The organism is Pseudomonas deceptionensis, assembly GCF_900106095.1.
In the GTDB taxonomy this organism is placed as follows: Bacteria; Pseudomonadota; Gammaproteobacteria; order Pseudomonadales; family Pseudomonadaceae; genus Aquipseudomonas; species Aquipseudomonas deceptionensis.
Genome location: NZ_FNUD01000002.1, coordinates 875,385 through 892,116 on the forward strand (window position 1 = coordinate 875,385; position 16,732 = coordinate 892,116).

Sequence of the window (16,732 nt, forward strand, 5' to 3'; positions counted from 1 at the left end):
AAATATTCCTCACAGGCCTGCGTGGGCGGCGATGGCGGCAGCGATGGCCAGGGCCAGCTCTTCGGGTTTGCGCTTGATCGAGTAGTTAGTCAGTTCTGGATGGCTTTCTACGAAGCTGGTATTGAACTGGCCACTACGGAATTCCGGGTTACGCAGGATTTCCTGGTAATACGCGGCGGTGGTTTTGACCCCTTGCAGACGCATGTCGTCCAGGGCGCGCAAACCACGGTCCATCGCTTCTTCCCAGGTCAGCGCCCACACCACCAGCTTCAGACACATGGAGTCGTAATACGGCGGGATGGTGTAGCCGGTGTAGATCGCCGTGTCGGTACGCACGCCAGGACCGCCGGGCGCGTAGTAACGGGTGATCTTGCCAAAGCTGGGCAGGAAGTTGTTTTTCGGGTCTTCAGCGTTGATCCGGAACTGCAGTGCAAAGCCGCGGTGCTGAATGTCTTCTTGCTTGATCGACAACGGCAGGCCGGAGGCGATGCGAATTTGTTCACGAACGATATCGATGCCGGTGATTTCTTCGGTGATGGTGTGTTCCACCTGCACGCGAGTGTTCATCTCCATGAAGTACACCTCGCCCTCGGCGAGCAGGAACTCCACGGTGCCGGCGTTCTCGTAACCCACGGCCTTGGCTGCGCGCACTGACAGGTCGCCGATGTAGGCGCGCTGTTCCGGGGTCAGCTGAGGGCTTGGAGCGATTTCGATGAGCTTTTGGTTGCGACGCTGGATCGAGCAGTCGCGCTCAAACAGGTGCACCACGTTGCCAAAGCTGTCACCGAGGATCTGCGCTTCGATGTGCTTGGGGTTAACGATGCATTTTTCGAGGAACACTTCTGCCGAGCCAAAGGCTTTGGTGGCTTCAGAGATCACTCGAGGAAAGGCTTGTTCCAGTTCTTCACGGCTGTTGCAGCGACGAATCCCGCGACCGCCACCACCCGAGGTGGCTTTGAGCATGACCGGATAGCCAATGCGCTCGCCTTCGAGCAATGCTTCGTGGATGTCGGCAACGTTGCCTTCTGTACCCGGCGTTACCGGCACACCGGCCTTGATCATGCTGCGGCGCGCTTCAGTCTTGTCGCCCATGCGGCGAATGACTTCAGCAGACGGGCCAATGAACTTGATCCCGCGCTCGGCGCAGATATCTGCCAGCTCAGCGTTTTCTGACAGAAAACCGTAACCGGGATGCAGGGCATCACAACCGGTTTCGACAGCCAGGTTCACCAGCTTGCGCGGGTTCAAATAACCGGCCAGCGGGTCTTCGCCAATGCTGTGTGCTTCGTCAGCGCGCTTGACGTGCAAGGCATGCCGGTCAGCTTCGGAGTAGACCGCTACAGAGCGAATCCCCATCTCGGCGCAAGCACGCACGATGCGGACGGCAATTTCTCCGCGGTTGGCGATCAGGATCTTTTTTATCACTTGGATTTTCCCTAAAGCCCATGAACAAACGACCTGCTAGACCAGGTCGGCACGTGTCCAAATGTGTCTGAACCGTTGTGTCGTCACACTAGACCCACGCAGCAATAAACAAAAATCAATCTTTCTTGGGATCACCATAAGTAAAGACTTATAGTTGAGCCACTGACAGACTCGGATAATTAATAAAAAATGCGTAAGTCATTGATGCGTATCACTTTTAGACAGCTTCAGGTGTTCAACGAAGTCTGTGATTTACGCTCTTACAGCCGGGCCGCAGAGGAAATGTCGCTGACGCAACCCGCCGTAAGTCTACAAATTCGTCAGCTTGAAGAGCTGATTGGCCAGCCTTTGTTCGATTATGTGGGCAAAAAACTGTACATGACCGAAGCGGCTGAAGCGCTTCAGTTGGCCAGCCGCGATATTTTCGGGCGCCTTGAAAACCTCGACATGCAGCTTTCGGACATGCTCGGATCGTTGCAGGGCCAGCTGAAACTCGCGGTCGAATCGAGTGCAAAATATTTCGTCCCGCATCTGTTTGCCGCGTTCAAGCGCCAGCACCCTGAAGTCAATTTGCAGCTGACGGTGGTCAATCGGGCACAAGCCGTTCGCCGGCTTTCAGACAACCGTGATGATCTGGTGATCATGTCGATGGTGCCGCAGGACATGGGGCTGGAATTTCTCCCCTTCCTGAATAATCCGATCGTTGCCGTCGTGCCGGCGGACCATCCACTGTGCGACCGGGGCCCGCTGCATTTGCAGGACCTGGAGCCCTACACCTTGCTGATGCGCGAGCAGGGGTCTGGTACGCGTATGGCGTGTGAGGAGTACTTCAAGGAGAAGCGCGTGCACTTCAGTCAAACGCTGGAAGTGGCGTCCAACGAGTCGCAACGCGAATGTGCAGTGGCCGGGTTGGGCGTGGCGCTGTTAACACGCCACGCCGTCAGCCTGGAGCTGGCGACCGGCCTGCTGCGCGAGCTGCCGGTCGAAGAATTGCCGCTGTATCGCAGCTGGTGCGTGGTACAGGCCAAGGCCAAGCGCCTGTCACCGGTGGCGCATGCATTTCTGGGGTTTATTCGCAGCGAACGCCTGCAAATCAGTGCGCTGGTTGAGCGCTTCGACGGCCACTTGCCGGGGCTGCCTGCCAATAATTGATTGCGTTGAGGTCGGGGTAGTCCGCGGTCTCGAGGGTCAGCTGACGCTGATTGTCATGGTCTTCAATCGCGCGGCGAAAGGCCATACGGCGCTGATCTTCTTGCTGACGGCGGGTTTTGACGGCGCTATTGCGTTCTTCGTAAGGCTGAGCCATTTCGAGTCTCCCAAGGCGTGTACGGGAGTTTCAAGATGCACTTTGTTTGTGACGACTTGGCGAAAGCGCGATGACAGAAGAATGAAACTTTGCCGCCCCCCTGCAGGAACTGGTTTGCCAGATCCTGCAGAAGGTTCTCTCTACCCTTAGTCGTCGTGATTCTTCAGCGACTTTGGCGACAGGCGCAAGCTGCGCAGGCTGCGCTTGACGCTTTTGAGGTGGTTGACCAGGCTCGGGCCGCGGGCCATGGCAACGCCCATCGCCAGCACGTCAATCACCACCAGGTGAGCGATACGCGAAGTCAGCGGGGTATAGATTTCGGTGTCTTCGTGCACATCGATCGCCAGATTGACGGTCGCAAGCTCCGCCAACGGCGTTTGGCTCGGACACAAGGTGATCAATGTCGCGCCGCTTTCACGCACCAGATTGGCCGTAATCAGCAAGTCCTTGGAGCGGCCCGACTGGGAGATGCAAATCGCCACATCGGTAGGTTTCAAGGTCACGGCTGACATTGCTTGCATGTGCGGGTCGGAATACGCCGCTGCGGTCAGCAACAGACGGAAAAACTTGTGCTGGGCATCCGCAGCAACGGCACCCGAGGCGCCGAAGCCATAGAACTCGACCCGCTGCGCTTGCGACATGGCCGTCACGGCGCGTTGCAGCGCTACCGGATCAAGCTTCTCGCGCACGTCCATTAAGGTGTGCAACGTGGTGTCGAAAATTTTCAGGCTGTAGTCCGCAACCGAATCGTCTTCATGGATCGCGAACTGACCAAAACTGGCGCCCGCTGCCAGGCTTTGCGCCAGCTTGAGCTTCAAGTCCTGGAACCCGGAACAGCCAATCGCCCGGCAAAAACGCACGATGGTGGGCTCGCTGATACCGACACTGTGGGCAAGGTCGGCCATGGAACTGTGCATTACAGCCGCAGGATCAAGCAGCACGTGATCGGCGACCTTGAGTTCCGATTTACGTAACAGGTGGCGTGACTGGGCGATATGTTGCAGCAGGTTCAAAGGGCAGGACTCGGTCTGTAAGCGGCGGGCGCCGGGGATGTAGCAATCTTGTAGTTATACTACAAGAATTCGTTTTCTGCCCAGTCAATACACCACCCCGATACCCGCCCTCCCCCTGAAATCAAGCAGCCTGACGGCTGTGTAGCCCTTTTTGGCACTACAAAACAGCAACACGGGTACGCAGCAACTCACCCAATTCCACGGCGTTTACCGGACGGCTGATCAAATAACCCTGCACTTCGTCACACTTGCGGGCTTTGAGAAATGCCAGTTGCGCCTCGTTTTCAACACCTTCGGCCACCACTTTGAGGTCCAGGCTGTGGGCCATGGCGATAATCGCGCTGGTAATGGCCTCGTCTTCACTGCAACGCCCCACGCCGTGAATAAAGGTCTGATCGATCTTCACGTAATCCACGGCAAAGCGCTTGAGGTAACTGAGCGACGAATAGCCGGTACCGAAGTCATCAATCGCCAGCTTCACCCCCAACTCGTGCAACTGCTGAAAAGTCGCGATGACGTATTCAACGTTGTCGAGCAACTGGCTTTCGGTCAGTTCCAGCTCCAGGCAGTGGGCCGCCAGACCGGTTTCCTCCAGTACCTGACGCACCAGGCTGACCAGCTTGCCCTGTCGCAACTGATGCCCGGACAAGTTCACCGACACCCGGATCGGCGCCAGCCCGGCTTGCTGCCATTCACACGCCTGACGGCAGGCCTGGCGCAGCACAAACTCACCGATGGTGCTGATCAGGCCGGTATCCTCGGCCAGGGCGATAAAGTCGCTCGGAGGGACACTGCCCATTTGCGGATGATCCCAGCGCACCAGCGCTTCAGCCGCGTGCAGCTGCCCCGTGGCCAGGCATAACTTGGGTTGATAAAAAACGTTGAGCTGGCGTTCGGCAATGGCTTTGCGCAGCTGGTTCTCAAGCCGCAAACTCTCCAGAGTGCTGCGTTGCAAGCTGTGACTGTAGAACTGAAAAGTGCCACCGCCCAGGTGCTTGGCCTGCTGCATGGCCTTGTTGGCCTGATGCACCAGCGTGGCAATGTCACGTGCACTGTCGGGCAACAGGCTGATGCCCATCGACACACTGATGATCAGCTCATGGCCATCCACCACCAGCGGCCGACTGAGCCTTTCCAGCAACCGGGTCGATACCCGCGCCAGGCTGGTCAAACTGGTGTAGGCATCAAACAGCACACCAAACTCATCGCCTGACAGTCGCGCGATGGTATCGGCCTCAGGCAAGGCCTTGGCAATGCGTTCGGCCATTTTTTGCAGCACATGATCCGCCAGCTCGTGCCCAAGGTTGTCATTGAGCAGTTTGAAACGGTCGAGATTGATGTGCAGCAACGACAGGTTGCACGAGCCCTGACGCACCCGCCGATTGGCCTCCTCCAGACGCTCCTTGAACAAGAGACGATTGGCCAGACCGGTCAGCTCATCAAAATGGGTAAGGCGGCGCACACGCGCCTCTACCAAACGGCGCTGCTCCACTTCGCGCGCAAGTTCGATATTGAGCTGATCGCTGCGCACATTGGCTTGCTGCAAGTCCTCGAACAAGCCCTGACGACGCAAGCGACGCACCTTGTTGCGCTGCTTGATCTTTCTGACTTGCCAACCCGCAACACCCAGCAGCAGCACAAAAAAACCGAACCCCATGCCGAAAAAATTACCCGGCGAATTTAAACTCTGAACCATCGGCAAAATTCTTATCAGTAGATGAGCCAAAAAGTCGCCCGAGCATACACAAGCAATGCATGCGACCAAACGCAGAGACACCATTAATCCGGTGAAATAAGCAGGGCACCGTCACTCGCCCTCCTTGCTCCAGGCCTGCAACCTTTTTGACCACTGGGCCCGGTAGCTAGCATTGAAACGGCAACAGCCCCTAAAATGCCCCGATGCGCGATGATCTCTCTCTCTTGTTAAATTCTCTCAACGATGCCCAACGTCAGGCCGTCACGGCCAGTGTGGGGCGTCAGTTGGTCCTGGCCGGCGCAGGTTCCGGCAAAACCCGTGTGCTGGTGCACCGTATCGCCTGGTTGATCCAGGTCGAAAACGCATCCCCACACTCCGTGCTGTCGGTGACCTTCACCAACAAGGCCGCTGCGGAGATGCGTCACCGCATCGAGCAGTTGATGGGTATCAACCCGGCCGGTATGTGGGTCGGTACCTTCCACGGCCTGGCGCACCGCCTGTTGCGGGCTCACTGGCAAGAAGCCGGTCTGAGCCAGACCTTCCAGATCCTCGACAGCGATGACCAGCAACGTTTGGTCAAGCGTGTGATCCGTGAACTGGGGCTCGATGAGCAACGCTGGCCTGTGCGTCAGGCGCAGTGGTTTATCAACGGCCAAAAAGACGAAGGCTTGCGTCCCAAACATATCCAGGCCAGTGGTGATTTGTTCCTGGCCACCATGCGCAACATCTATGAAGCCTATGAGATCGCGTGCCAACGCGCCGGTGTCATCGACTTTTCCGAGTTGTTGCTGCGCGCCCTGGACCTGTGGCGCGACAACCCGGGCTTGCTGGCGCACTACCAAAAGCGCTTTCGGCACATTCTGGTGGACGAATTCCAGGACACCAACGCCGTTCAATACGCCTGGTTGCGATTGCTGGCCCAGGGCGGCGATAGCCTGATGGTAGTAGGCGATGACGACCAGTCGATCTACGGCTGGCGCGGCGCGAAAATCGAGAACATTTACCAGTACTCGACCGACTTCCCGGACGCCGAAACAATCCGCCTGGAGCAAAACTACCGCTCCACCGCCGGTATCCTCAAAGCGGCCAACGCCCTGATTGCCAACAACACCGGGCGCATGGGCAAAGAACTGTGGACCGACGGCGGCGAAGGCGAAGCCATTAATTTATACGCCGCGTTCAACGAACACGACGAAGCGCGCTACGTGGTCGAGACCATCGAAAGCGCTCTGAAAACCGGCCTGGCCCACAGCGACATCGCTATTTTGTATCGCTCCAACGCCCAATCACGGGTGCTTGAAGAGGCCTTGCTGCGCGAGCGTATTCCGTACCGTATCTATGGCGGCCAGCGCTTCTTCGAACGCGCTGAAATCAAAAATGCCATGGCTTACATGCGCCTGCTCGAAGGCCGTGGCAACGATGCGGCGCTGGAGCGGGTGATTAACGTACCGGCCCGCGGCATCGGTGAAAAAACCGTCGAAGCCATTCGCGATCACGCTCGCCACAGCGATGTGTCGATGTGGGAAGCGATGCGCCAGCTAATCGCCAATAAAGCCCTGCCCGGTCGCGCTTCGGGCGCCATTGCCGGCTTTATCGAACTGATCGAAAGCCTCGCGGCCAAAGTCATGGAGATGCCTCTGCATCTGATGACCCAGACCGTGATCGAGCAAAGCGGGCTGATTGCCTACCATCAGGCGGAAAAAGGCGAAAAAGGCCAGGCCAGGGTAGAAAACCTTGAGGAGCTGGTGAGCGCGGCTCGCAACTTCGAAAACAATGACGAAGACGAAGAGCTGTCGCCATTGGCCGCCTTCCTCGGTCACGCCTCGCTGGAAGCTGGCGATACACAGGCCGAAGAGCATGAAGACGGTATTCAGCTGATGACGCTGCACAGCGCCAAAGGCCTGGAGTTCCCGTATGTGTTCCTGGTCGGCATGGAAGAAGGTTTGTTCCCACACAAGATGAGCCTGGAAGAGCCCGGCCGCCTTGAAGAGGAGCGACGCCTGGCTTACGTGGGCATTACCCGTGCAATGCAAAATCTGGTGATGACTTACGCTGAAACCCGACGCCTGTACGGCAGCGAGACCTACAACAAGGTTTCTCGCTTCGTGCGTGAAGTACCAAAAGGCCTGATTCAGGAAGTACGGCTGTCCAATAGTGTCAGCCGCCCTTTCGGTGGCGGCCAAAAGCAGAGTGCCAGCAGCCTGTTTGGTGGTTCGGAAATTCCAGAGACCGAATTCAAGCTTGGCCAGATGGTCAAGCATGCGGTCTTCGGCGAAGGCGTCATCCTCAACTTCGAGGGCGCAGGCGCGCAGGCGCGGGTGCAGGTGAACTTCTCGGAAGGCAGCAAGTGGCTGATGATGGGCTACGCCAAACTTGAAGCGGTCTGACAGCAACCCGACAGCTTTCCGGGAATAAGGTGAGACAAACCCCTGTGGGAGCGAGCCTGCTCGCGAAGAGAACACATCAGTCAATGTGATTGTTGGTTGATACATCGCTTTCGCGAGCAGGCTCGCTCCCACACGCTCTCCTACGCAAAATAAATCCAGGCCCTACAGATAAGTAGGAAAAAGCCCGAAACACTTCACGCCTAGCCAGTCACACCTCACCTGTGCAACATGGCGCGCGTGTATCCACAAATGGGAACCCCTTATGAAACGCTTTCTTAGCATCGCCATGGCGTTGTGCATCGGTTTGACGATGAGCCTCGACGCGAACGCCAAACGCTTCGGCGGCGGCAAAAGCGCTGGTGCAGCGCCTAGCCACCAAACGCGCCAGGCTGCTCCAGCCGCAGCCCCTGCGGCTGCCGGTGCTGCAGGCGCAGCCGCTAAAGCCGGTGGTGCTTCGCGCTGGCTCGGCCCTCTGGCCGGCCTCGCCGCTGGCGGCCTGCTGGCGTCCATGTTCATGGGCGGCGGCTTCCAGGGCATGCAGTTCTTCGACATCCTGATCATGGCGGTCATCGCCTTCCTGATCTTCCGCTTTATCGCGGCCCGTCGTCGCAAGCAACAATCCGAGATGATGGCCCCTGCCGGTCACGCTCCACAGCAACGCGAAGCCTTTGACGCCAAGCCTGCTCCTTCGTCGTTCTTCGGTGGTGGTTCGGCTGCTCCTGCGGCCCGTCCGGTCATCAATGCACCGGCCTGGTTCAATGAGCAGAACTTTCTTGAAGCCGCGCGCAACCATTTCCAGTCCCTGCAACAGCACTGGGATGCCAACGAAATGGACAAGATCGCCGAGTTCGTAACACCGCAGATGCTCGACTTCCTCAAGCGTGAACGCGCTGAACTGGGTGATGGCTTCCAGTCCACCTACATCGACAACCTGACCGTGCAACTGGACGGCCTGGATGATCGTGCAGACAAAACCATCGCAACCCTGACCTTCAGCGGCGTGTCGAAAAACTCGCGCTTTGACCAGGGTGAAGCCTTCAGCGAAAGCTGGAACATGGAACGTCAACAAGGCGATAACCAGCCTTGGCTGGTTGCCGGTATCCGCCAGAACGGCTGATCCCGAAGGCTGTACTTGCGTTAACCAAAGCCCCGGACTTGTCCGGGGCTTTTGCATTTCACGATTGCACTTATAACGAGCTACTGTATAAAGCGCGTCATATAAACCGCGCCATAGAGTATGAGGATTGAGGTCGTGGAAGAGATCATTGAAGAGCTACGCGAAAAAAACGAGCCTGTACCAGTTCCTCTGGAACTGCCTGAAGAAGACCAGTTGGTGGAAATCGAAGAACAGCTGTTCATTGATATCCCGTTTGTCTTCAGAGAGTTTTTGCTGACCGTCAGTGACGTGGTGTATGGCAGCCTGGAGCCGGTCACTGTGACCGACCCGCAATCGCACACCTACCTGCCGGAAGTGGCGGCCAACGCCTGGGATGCCGGCGTTGATCGTGGCTTGATCCCTATTTGCCAGGACGGCGACGACTACTACTGCGTCGAAGAAGACGGCACCGTGGTGCTGTGGTCCGGCGAAGAAGAACTCGTCACCGAAGAGACCTGGGAATCGGTCTGGCACTGGGCGCGGGACGTCTGGCTGGAAAGCTGATACCTGCCTCGGAACGCCCGCTTTCCAGCCTTTGGTCAGCGGGCAGTCAGTGCTCACCCTCCTTGTGGTTATCCAGCGTCTCCAGCAGTGCAACCTGCATGCGCGTGTGAACCCGGATAAACCAGCGCCACAACAGCGCAGCCACCCCCGCCGCCACCACTGCAATCACCATCAGCAATTCATTGGTGGGCAAAATGCTCGCCGACAATGCCGACAGCAGCAGAAAAATCACCAGCAATGACAAAATCGGGATCACCTCAGAGATCACCCGACGCACGCGTTGCGTGTGACGCCCGGCCATTTCAGGCTTGACCCCCATCTCCGCCAGCAGCATCGACAGCGCCTTGAGCTTGCGATACGCCGCGATCAGGAACGGTAGCGACAACAGCAAAGCCGCGCCCCAGATCATCCCTTTTTGCCAGCTCGGCTCCAGAATCCAGCCCTGCAAGTAGCGCCCGATGCGGGGTGCGAAATAGCCGCCGGCGAAGAAAATAGCGATGACCAGCGCCAGATTGACGCCAACTTGCAGCAGTATTTTTCGGATGATTGCCGCCAGTAACGCGCCCTCCCCTTGGGGCTGAATATTGCGCAGCCATTCGCCATACAACCCCAGCACCCGCGAAAGGCGACCAGGTACCACCTGTGCCAGCTTGAGTGAGAGCGGGTCTGCGGCGCGAATCAGGTAAGGCGTCATCAGGGTCGTCAACACCGATACGGCCACCGCTACGGGGTACAGGAAGCTGCTGGTGACCTGCAATGTCATGCCCAGCGCCGCGATGATGAACGAAAACTCTCCAATCTGAGACAGCCCCATACCAACCCGCAGCGAGGTACGTCCGTCATTGCCTGCGATAAACGCCCCAAGCCCGCAGGACAGCACCTTGCCCAGCACCACCGCGATGGTGATCACGACGATTGGCAGCGCATATTCCAGCAGGATTACCGGGTCTAGCATCAGCCCGATGGCGACAAAAAAGATCGCGCTGAACAAATCACGGACCGGCTCGATCAGGCGTTCAATCTTCAGCAGTTGACGCGACTCGGCCATGATCGCTCCGATCAAAAACGCACCAAGCACCATGCTGTATTCCAGTTTGACCACCAGCAGGCAGAAGCCAAAACACAGCCCCAGCACGGTGATCAGCAACATTTCATTGCTTTCGAACTTGGCCACATACGCCAGCACACGCGGCACCAGCAAAATGCCGATAACCAGCGCCACAATCATGAACAACGACAATTTACCGACCGTCGAAAAAACTTCTTCGGGGCTGACACTGCCGCTGACAGCGATGCTCGACAGCAGCGCAATAATCCCGATACCCAGGATGTCTTCAACGATCAGCACGCCAAAAATAAGCTGCGCGAAGCGCTCATTTTTCATTTTCAAGTCGTTAAGGGCTTTGACGATGATGGTGGTCGACGAAATAGCCAGAATTGCGCCTAAAAACAGCGAATCCATGGTGTTCCAGTCGAACCAGCGGCCAATTTCGTAGCCGATCCAGATCATCAGCGTAATTTCCATAAACGCTGCGATAAAGGCGGTCGCCCCGACCTTGAACAACTTGCGCAGGCTGAACTCCAGCCCCAGGCAAAACATCAAAAAGATCACCCCCAGCTCGGCCAGGGTCTTGATCGTTTCTTCATCGTGGATCAGGCCAAACGGCGGGGTGTGCGGGCCAATAATAAAACCCGCCACGATGTAGCCCAACACCACCGGCTGCTTGAACCTGTGGAAAAGAATCGTCACCACACCCGCGACCAGCATGATGACTGCCAGATCCTGAATAAAACTGATGGCATGCATGGCGTGGCACTCCTTGTTTAATTTTCACCAGACAACAAGACGAGAGACACCGCTTTTTAGGCTGTGAGCATCGACCGTTTTAAATGTAGGAATTACCCAATAAATGGGCTTTTGCAGGTTAACACCGCGACTTCCAGCGGAAAGGCGGTGCAATATATGGAAACAGATGGATATACGCGTGACGGCAGTCAAAACGGCAACGTCCCGTTAATAACTGTTTCAAAAATCGACAAGTATCCGCAGAGATACCCACTTCACTGCTGCAATACAACCGCGAGCCTGCTGCTATGGAACCCGGAAACGCCCAACTGTCGATGACGGTCTTGATGACCCCGGATATGGCCAATTTTTCTGGCAATGTTCACGGCGGAACCCTGCTCAAGTACCTCGATGAAGTCGCTTATGCCTGCGCCAGCCGCTATGCGGGTCGATATGTGGTCACCCTGTCGGTGGACCAGGTTATTTTCCGCGAGCCGGTTCATGTCGGTGAGCTGGTGACCTTCCTCGCGTCAGTCAACTACACCGGCAACACCTCGATGGAAGTCGGGATCAAAGTCGTCACCGAAAATATTCGTGAACGCTCGGTGCGCCACACCAACAGTTGCTTTTTCACCATGGTGGCAGTGGACGATGATCGTAAACCGGCCGCTGTTCCGCCGTTGCAGCCATTGAACAGCGAAGACAAGCGCCGCTTTCTTCAGGGCAAACAACGCCGCCAGATCCGTCAGGAACTGGAGCAGCGTTATCGTGAGTTGAAAGACGAGACGGTGTAACCGCTACAGATTTTTAATCTGTGGGAGCGAGCCTGCTGGCGAAGGTCGTTCGCGAGCAGGCTCGCTCCCACAAAAAATCCGAATGTGCTTACAAACTGATCGGCATGGCCTCAAACCGCACACGCGGATGAGCGATGCGGTCCTGGGCCCGGATCAACTGCAATTCGTAGCTGGTACAGGCCTGGGTTTCCAGCAGCACCTCATGCACCGCCGCAGCGGTGAACTCAAAAGCGGCCACCAGGCTGTCACCCAGTAATACCCGCGCCAGAAACAACCCTGACGTCAAATCGCCCACGCCCACGGGCTGACGCGGGAAGGCCAGCAATGGACGGCGCAAATGCCAGCTCCCCTCGGCCGTTACCAGCAACATCTCAAAACTTTCTGCCGGTTTGCCGGGATAAGACAAATGCTTCACCAGCACCGCTTTCGGGCCTCGGGCCAGCAAGCTGCGGGCCATGGCCAGGCAGTCGAACAAGGATTGCGGATGGCGGCCGCAGAAACTGTCCAGTTCCAGCTGATTGGGGCACAGGAAGTCCGCCATCGCGACGGCTTCTTCGAGCAGAAAATCACTGACCTCTTGTGGGACGATGCAGCCTTTCTCAGGGTGCCCCATCACCGGGTCACACAAATACAGCGCATGGGGATTGACGGCTTTAATGCGCGCCACGCCGCTCAAAATGGCTCGCCCCTGCGCTGCGCTGCCCAGGTACCCGGACAGGACCGCATCACAGTTGCCCAGCTCACCGATGGCGGCGATCCCGTCGACCAGTGAAGGAATTTGCTCGGGAGCCAACACTTCGCCTGTCCACTGACCATACTGAGTGTGGTTCGAGAACTGCACCGTGTTCAAAGGCCAGACATTCACCCCGACGCGCTGCATAGGAAAAACCGCAGCGCTGTTGCCGGCATGGCCGAAAACCACGTGGGATTGGATGGCGAGTAAATGAGGTGTACGTTTCATGCCGGATTCCAGACTACGGGTGGATTCAAGCCACGCAGTATGCGACGAAACGCGGCCTGTACGACAGGTTGAACACGCAGTTAAGCTGAGCACAATCTGTTGGAGCACATGTAATGCTGACCCTTGGAAATATGTTTGTGCTGATGCTGCTGGCAACGGCTGCTGCCTGGCTGTGGCATAACCACGGTATGCGCGAGCGGGCGCTGGAGCGGGTCAAACAGCACTGTAAAAAACTTGATATCGAGTTGCTGGATGAAAACGTGGCCCTCAAAAAGATTGGCTTTATCGCCGATGCCAGCGGCAACAAGCGTCTGGCCCGTGTGTATAACTTCGAATTCACGGTAACAGGCGATCAGCGCCATACCGGGTCCATCACCCAATTCGGCGCCCATAGCGCAAAAATCGAATTGCCGCCCTACCCGATTCAGACAGAGCCCCAGCCGAGCGAAATTCCCACCGCCCAGGTGATTGAGCTCAGCCAATGGCGCCAGGAACACAGCAAAACACGCCACTGAGCCCGGCCGACCGCGCCAACACCTCTTGCCTGTGGATAACTTTACTGTAAAACAGGCCAAAACCCTTGAGATAGACACATCGAAAGGGTTTTAGGCAGAAAATACTGTGCGAACACTTTTAGTTGTAGGACAATTTTACCAGCACAGATTTAGCCTAAAACCCCCTGATTACCGGGCCGCGCCACACCCTCCCCCCTAATGAACTTCTCTTAACAGGCAGTTTTCCAGCCCCGACCGGAGCAATTCCAGATTTTGTGGGTGATCAAAGATCAGTTCCAGGCGTGAATCCTTGCGCCACTCGCTCGATTTCCACTGCGCGATCGAGTTATCCACAGAATTAGTTGAAAACCAGCCCTCTGAACCGTGAATAACCAGCTTCGCACGTCGCCAATCCAGGCTTTGCAGCCACTGTTGCAGCAAGCCCAAGTCGAATTGCCGCAAGGCATGCCAACGCCAGCCCACACTCCACCCTTCGGGCTGCGACTGAGTCATCACAATCGGTGTCCGAGGGTCGGTAAACACGCTGTTAATTTGATTAAAATCCTTATAAATCAATGAGTTATCCACAGCATGAGAGATATTCATGTGGGCTGCAGGCAGCGTATTTAAAGGGATTCGCCCATGCTCGACCCATAAAACAGGGCACTTTGGCAGGCTGCATGCAATCTGCTCACGTTGCTCATTTGGGACACTATTAGATTTATTCATGACCACTAAACCAGCACTTTTCAGGGCCTCTTGCTGGGTTGCAGGCAAGGGTTTGCCCTGGGCCAGTGCTTGCGCATCCAGCACCATCACACTCGGCTGCAAGGCCAAAACACCGAGCCAGGGCGCCTCGCTGAGCTGCTTCAAAATCTGTACGGGATGACCCAAACCGGAAGGTTCGATAAACAGTCGATCGGGGCGAGCCTTGCGTAATAGACGGCTCAAGCCGATCTGAAAAGGCGCGCCATTGACGCAACACACGCATCCGCCTGCCACTTCGGCAATGGCGATTGCGTCATCTGCCTGGCTCATCAGGGCAGCATCCAGGCCGATTTGGCCGAACTCATTAACCAGCACCGCCCAGCGTTCGTGCGCGGGTTTGTGCGCCATCAGGTGCTGAATCAGACTGGTTTTGCCGGCGCCAAGGGGCCCGGCAATCACGTGGGTAGGAATGTTCTGCAGCATGATCGCCAGCTTCTGTAGAGGTCCAAGCGAGCAATATGCCTCAGGCCAGCCAGTCGAGGGTCAAAATCAGACGTCGTTCGCCCTGCGCCAGAGCAGGCGAACGATGGATCAAGCCCGCTCCCTCGTTACCCTGCCACTTTTCGCCCTTGAGCAAGGCCACTTCACCGGCATTTATTTGCTGAATCAACCCGACCTCGTTTGGCTCGGCCTGTACCTGCCCCAGCTGACGACGCTCCATAACGCCTTCCTCCAGCCACTGGCTACCAATCCCCGCATAAGTGGTAATAAGCCGCACAGGTACGTGATCCACATGAAAGCGTGGACACATGGCCTTATCCAGGGCCCTGAGACGCAGCCCAATGCGTTTTGCGCCCAACAGACACGCATAGGCACTGACCAGCCAGGAAACATCGGCAATAAAGCCTGCATAGCCTTCCAGATCATGAAACCTGGATGCCAGGCCGTGGAGGTTGGGTCGCGTATCTTCATTGGCTACTTCCAGAACGATGGCGTCAGCCAATGGCTCGTCCAGGGAGAGCAATAACGCTCCGAAATCAACAATTTGCACAGGCAACTGACGCTGCCAGATCGCCAGATTCACCGCTTCATCAAGGATTCGCGTCATGGCATCCGGGGTTTGCCCGCGAACCTGATGAATCAAAGGTTGAGCCGTCTGAGCAAAGGCATTCATCACGCAGCCACCTCTTCATGCCATTCACCGAACGGGTCGCTCAGCTGTTTCCAGCCTTCTGCGCCCAGTGCCATCTCTGCATCGCTGAGCAAACAGGCATCGAGCTCAGCCGTCAGCAAGGCAAAGTCGATGTGTTGACCAATAAACACCAACTCCTGCCGGCAATCGGCGGTGTCCGGCAGCCATTTCTGAAGAATTTCGGCCTTCGCTTCCGGATCTTGTGGCCACTGGTCGCGGGGGACATAGCGCCACCAGCGCCCGGCAAACCCGTAACGCATCAAACCACCCGCCTGGGACCAGCTGCCCGCTTCCTGATATTTACTGGCCAGCCAAAAAAAACCTTTAGAGCGCAGCAATTTACCGTTGGTCCATGGACGCTCAATAAAATTAAAAAACCGTTCCGGATGGAAGGGCCGGCGCGCGCGATAAGCGCTGGAGGCAATGCCATATTCTTCGGTTTCGGGCACATGCTCGCCGCGTAACTCCTGTAACCAGCCGGGAGCTTGGGCCGCACGCTCAAAGTCAAAACGTCCGGTATCCAGAATTTTATTGAGCGGAACTTCGCCCATCACCATAGGAATGATTTCAGCCTGGGCGTTCAGCCGCTCCAGAATGGCGATTAATTCCTGACGATCAGCACTGCTGATGAGATCAATTTTGCTGATCAAAATAACGTCAGCGAACTCGATTTGCTCAATCAACAAATCAGTAATTGACCGTTCGTCGGATTCCCCAAGGGTTTCGCCCCGTGAGTCCAGGCTCTCTGCGGCTTGAAAATCCTGCAAGAAATTCAGGCCATCCACCACCGTGACCATGGTGTCCAGCCGGGCAATATCGGCCAGGCTTTGGCCCGCTTCATCGCGAAAAGTGAAGGTTTCTGCTACCGGGAGCGGTTCTGAAATACCGGTTGATTCGATCAGCAAATAATCGAATCGTCCGTCCTTCGCCAATGCACTGACCTCCTCCAGCAAGTCTTCCCGAAGGGTGCAGCAGATGCAGCCATTGCTCATTTCGACGAGTTTTTCTTCTGCACGATTCAAGGTCACGTCGCGCTGGACTGCCCCGCCATCAATATTTATTTCGCTCATGTCATTAACGATCACCGCCACGCGCAAGTTGTCGCGGTTACGCAAAATATAATTTAGCAGGGTGCTTTTTCCTGCTCCGAGAAATCCGGACAGCACTGTCACCGGCAGACGTTTAGGCATGGGAGTTCCTCATCAGGGTTGGCAGGTCAAAGCGCCCGCTTGTTGGCTCGATCATTTTCGATCGTCGATAATGATACATTATAACAATACAAAGCATTAGAATTGTTATTGAGTAACAAA

15 protein-coding genes are annotated in these 16,732 nt (G+C 56.5%); 6 read left to right on the plus strand and 9 right to left on the minus strand.

Going from position 1 to position 16,732, the window contains the following annotated elements:
* Positions 1 to 9: 9 nt before the first annotated feature.
* Positions 10 to 1,425 carry an acetyl-CoA carboxylase biotin carboxylase subunit gene (locus BLW11_RS03800; protein ID WP_019826929.1) on the minus strand — a complete coding sequence of 472 codons (1,416 nt, stop codon included), beginning with the start codon at positions 1,423 to 1,425 and terminating at the stop codon, positions 10 to 12.
* Between the two features lie 189 nt (positions 1,426 to 1,614).
* On the opposite strand from BLW11_RS03800, the gene BLW11_RS03805 reads away from it, so the two are divergent.
* Complete coding sequence (locus BLW11_RS03805; RefSeq protein ID WP_048362253.1) at positions 1,615 to 2,577, plus strand: LysR family transcriptional regulator; 963 nt, start codon at positions 1,615 to 1,617, stop codon at positions 2,575 to 2,577.
* On the opposite strand, the gene BLW11_RS03810 is transcribed toward BLW11_RS03805, so the two are convergent.
* The 3 genes from BLW11_RS03810 to BLW11_RS03820 form a co-directional block, all read right to left on the minus strand.
* Positions 2,519 to 2,731, minus strand: coding sequence for a PA3496 family putative envelope integrity protein (locus BLW11_RS03810; RefSeq protein ID WP_048362252.1), 213 nt, complete (start codon positions 2,729 to 2,731; stop codon positions 2,519 to 2,521). The genes BLW11_RS03805 and BLW11_RS03810 overlap by 59 nt on opposite strands.
* A gap of 146 nt (positions 2,732 to 2,877) precedes the next feature.
* Positions 2,878 to 3,744, minus strand: a complete 867-nt coding sequence (gene hexR, locus BLW11_RS03815) for a transcriptional regulator HexR (RefSeq protein ID WP_048362251.1) — start codon at positions 3,742 to 3,744, stop codon at positions 2,878 to 2,880.
* 157 nt (positions 3,745 to 3,901) lie between these two features.
* On the minus strand, positions 3,902 to 5,440 hold the full coding sequence (locus BLW11_RS03820; RefSeq protein WP_074836705.1) for a putative bifunctional diguanylate cyclase/phosphodiesterase: 1,539 nt from the start codon (positions 5,438 to 5,440) through the stop codon (positions 3,902 to 3,904).
* Between the two features lie 203 nt (positions 5,441 to 5,643).
* Here BLW11_RS03820 and uvrD point away from each other — a divergent pair, with 203 nt between their 5' ends.
* The 3 genes from uvrD (at position 5,644) to BLW11_RS03835 (ending at position 9,487) form a co-directional block, all read left to right on the plus strand.
* Positions 5,644 to 7,827, plus strand: a complete 2,184-nt coding sequence (uvrD, locus tag BLW11_RS03825) for a DNA helicase II (protein ID WP_048362250.1) — start codon at positions 5,644 to 5,646, stop codon at positions 7,825 to 7,827.
* Between the two features lie 262 nt (positions 7,828 to 8,089).
* Entirely contained in the window at positions 8,090 to 8,944 is an 855-nt protein-coding gene (locus tag BLW11_RS03830; protein WP_048362249.1) for a Tim44 domain-containing protein, read from the plus strand.
* Between the two features lie 135 nt (positions 8,945 to 9,079).
* Complete coding sequence (locus BLW11_RS03835; protein WP_048362248.1) at positions 9,080 to 9,487, plus strand: SMI1/KNR4 family protein; 408 nt, start codon at positions 9,080 to 9,082, stop codon at positions 9,485 to 9,487.
* Between the two features lie 46 nt (positions 9,488 to 9,533).
* On the opposite strand, the gene BLW11_RS03840 is transcribed toward BLW11_RS03835, so the two are convergent.
* A complete protein-coding gene (locus BLW11_RS03840; protein ID WP_048362247.1) occupies positions 9,534 to 11,294 on the minus strand; it encodes a cation:proton antiporter in 1,761 nt (586 codons plus the stop codon).
* Between the two features lie 287 nt (positions 11,295 to 11,581).
* Between BLW11_RS03840 and BLW11_RS03845 the strand changes: the two genes are divergently transcribed.
* On the plus strand, positions 11,582 to 12,067 hold the full coding sequence (locus BLW11_RS03845; protein ID WP_048362246.1) for an acyl-CoA thioesterase: 486 nt from the start codon (positions 11,582 to 11,584) through the stop codon (positions 12,065 to 12,067).
* 88 nt (positions 12,068 to 12,155) lie between these two features.
* On the opposite strand, the gene pdxY is transcribed toward BLW11_RS03845, so the two are convergent.
* Positions 12,156 to 13,028, minus strand: coding sequence for a pyridoxal kinase PdxY (gene pdxY, locus BLW11_RS03850; protein WP_048362245.1), 873 nt, complete (start codon positions 13,026 to 13,028; stop codon positions 12,156 to 12,158).
* A 113-nt stretch (positions 13,029 to 13,141) separates the two neighbouring features.
* On the opposite strand from pdxY, the gene BLW11_RS03855 reads away from it, so the two are divergent.
* Positions 13,142 to 13,543: a DUF3301 domain-containing protein gene (locus BLW11_RS03855; RefSeq protein WP_048362244.1), complete on the plus strand. Its 402-nt coding sequence runs from the start codon at positions 13,142 to 13,144 to the stop codon at positions 13,541 to 13,543.
* A gap of 195 nt (positions 13,544 to 13,738) precedes the next feature.
* On the opposite strand, the gene BLW11_RS03860 is transcribed toward BLW11_RS03855, so the two are convergent.
* Genes BLW11_RS03860 through zigA form a run of 3 tightly spaced genes read right to left on the minus strand, consistent with a single transcriptional unit; the run spans position 13,739 to position 16,612 of the window.
* Complete coding sequence (locus tag BLW11_RS03860; protein WP_048362243.1) at positions 13,739 to 14,713, minus strand: CobW family GTP-binding protein; 975 nt, start codon at positions 14,711 to 14,713, stop codon at positions 13,739 to 13,741.
* Between the two features lie 40 nt (positions 14,714 to 14,753).
* A complete protein-coding gene (locus BLW11_RS03865) occupies positions 14,754 to 15,404 on the minus strand; it encodes a DUF1826 domain-containing protein (RefSeq protein ID WP_048362242.1) in 651 nt (216 codons plus the stop codon).
* Entirely contained in the window at positions 15,404 to 16,612 is a 1,209-nt protein-coding gene (gene zigA / locus BLW11_RS03870; RefSeq protein WP_048362241.1) for a zinc metallochaperone GTPase ZigA, read from the minus strand. The genes BLW11_RS03865 and zigA overlap by 1 nt, the downstream gene beginning before the upstream one ends.
* Between the last annotated feature and the right edge of the window lie 120 nt (positions 16,613 to 16,732).

Excerpts from the sequence above, each read along its gene's own strand:
- BLW11_RS03840 (WP_048362247.1), bottom strand. The coding sequence starts at position 11,294 with ATGCATGCCATCAGTTTTATTCAGGATCTGGCAGTCATCATGCTGGTC.
- BLW11_RS03830 (WP_048362249.1), top strand. The coding sequence starts at position 8,090 with ATGAAACGCTTTCTTAGCATCGCCATGGCGTTGTGCATCGGTTTGACG.
- BLW11_RS03855 (WP_048362244.1), top strand. The coding sequence starts at position 13,142 with ATGCTGACCCTTGGAAATATGTTTGTGCTGATGCTGCTGGCAACGGCT.
- BLW11_RS03845 (WP_048362246.1), top strand. The coding sequence starts at position 11,582 with ATGGAACCCGGAAACGCCCAACTGTCGATGACGGTCTTGATGACCCCG.
- BLW11_RS03820 (WP_074836705.1), bottom strand. The coding sequence starts at position 5,440 with ATGGTTCAGAGTTTAAATTCGCCGGGTAATTTTTTCGGCATGGGGTTC.
- BLW11_RS03865 (WP_048362242.1), bottom strand. The coding sequence starts at position 15,404 with ATGAATGCCTTTGCTCAGACGGCTCAACCTTTGATTCATCAGGTTCGC.
- pdxY (WP_048362245.1), bottom strand. The coding sequence starts at position 13,028 with ATGAAACGTACACCTCATTTACTCGCCATCCAATCCCACGTGGTTTTC.
- BLW11_RS03805 (WP_048362253.1), top strand. The coding sequence starts at position 1,615 with ATGCGTAAGTCATTGATGCGTATCACTTTTAGACAGCTTCAGGTGTTC.
- BLW11_RS03860 (WP_048362243.1), bottom strand. The coding sequence starts at position 14,713 with ATGCTGCAGAACATTCCTACCCACGTGATTGCCGGGCCCCTTGGCGCC.
- zigA (WP_048362241.1), bottom strand. The coding sequence starts at position 16,612 with ATGCCTAAACGTCTGCCGGTGACAGTGCTGTCCGGATTTCTCGGAGCA.
- uvrD (WP_048362250.1), top strand. The coding sequence starts at position 5,644 with ATGCGCGATGATCTCTCTCTCTTGTTAAATTCTCTCAACGATGCCCAA.
- BLW11_RS03810 (WP_048362252.1), bottom strand. The coding sequence starts at position 2,731 with ATGGCTCAGCCTTACGAAGAACGCAATAGCGCCGTCAAAACCCGCCGT.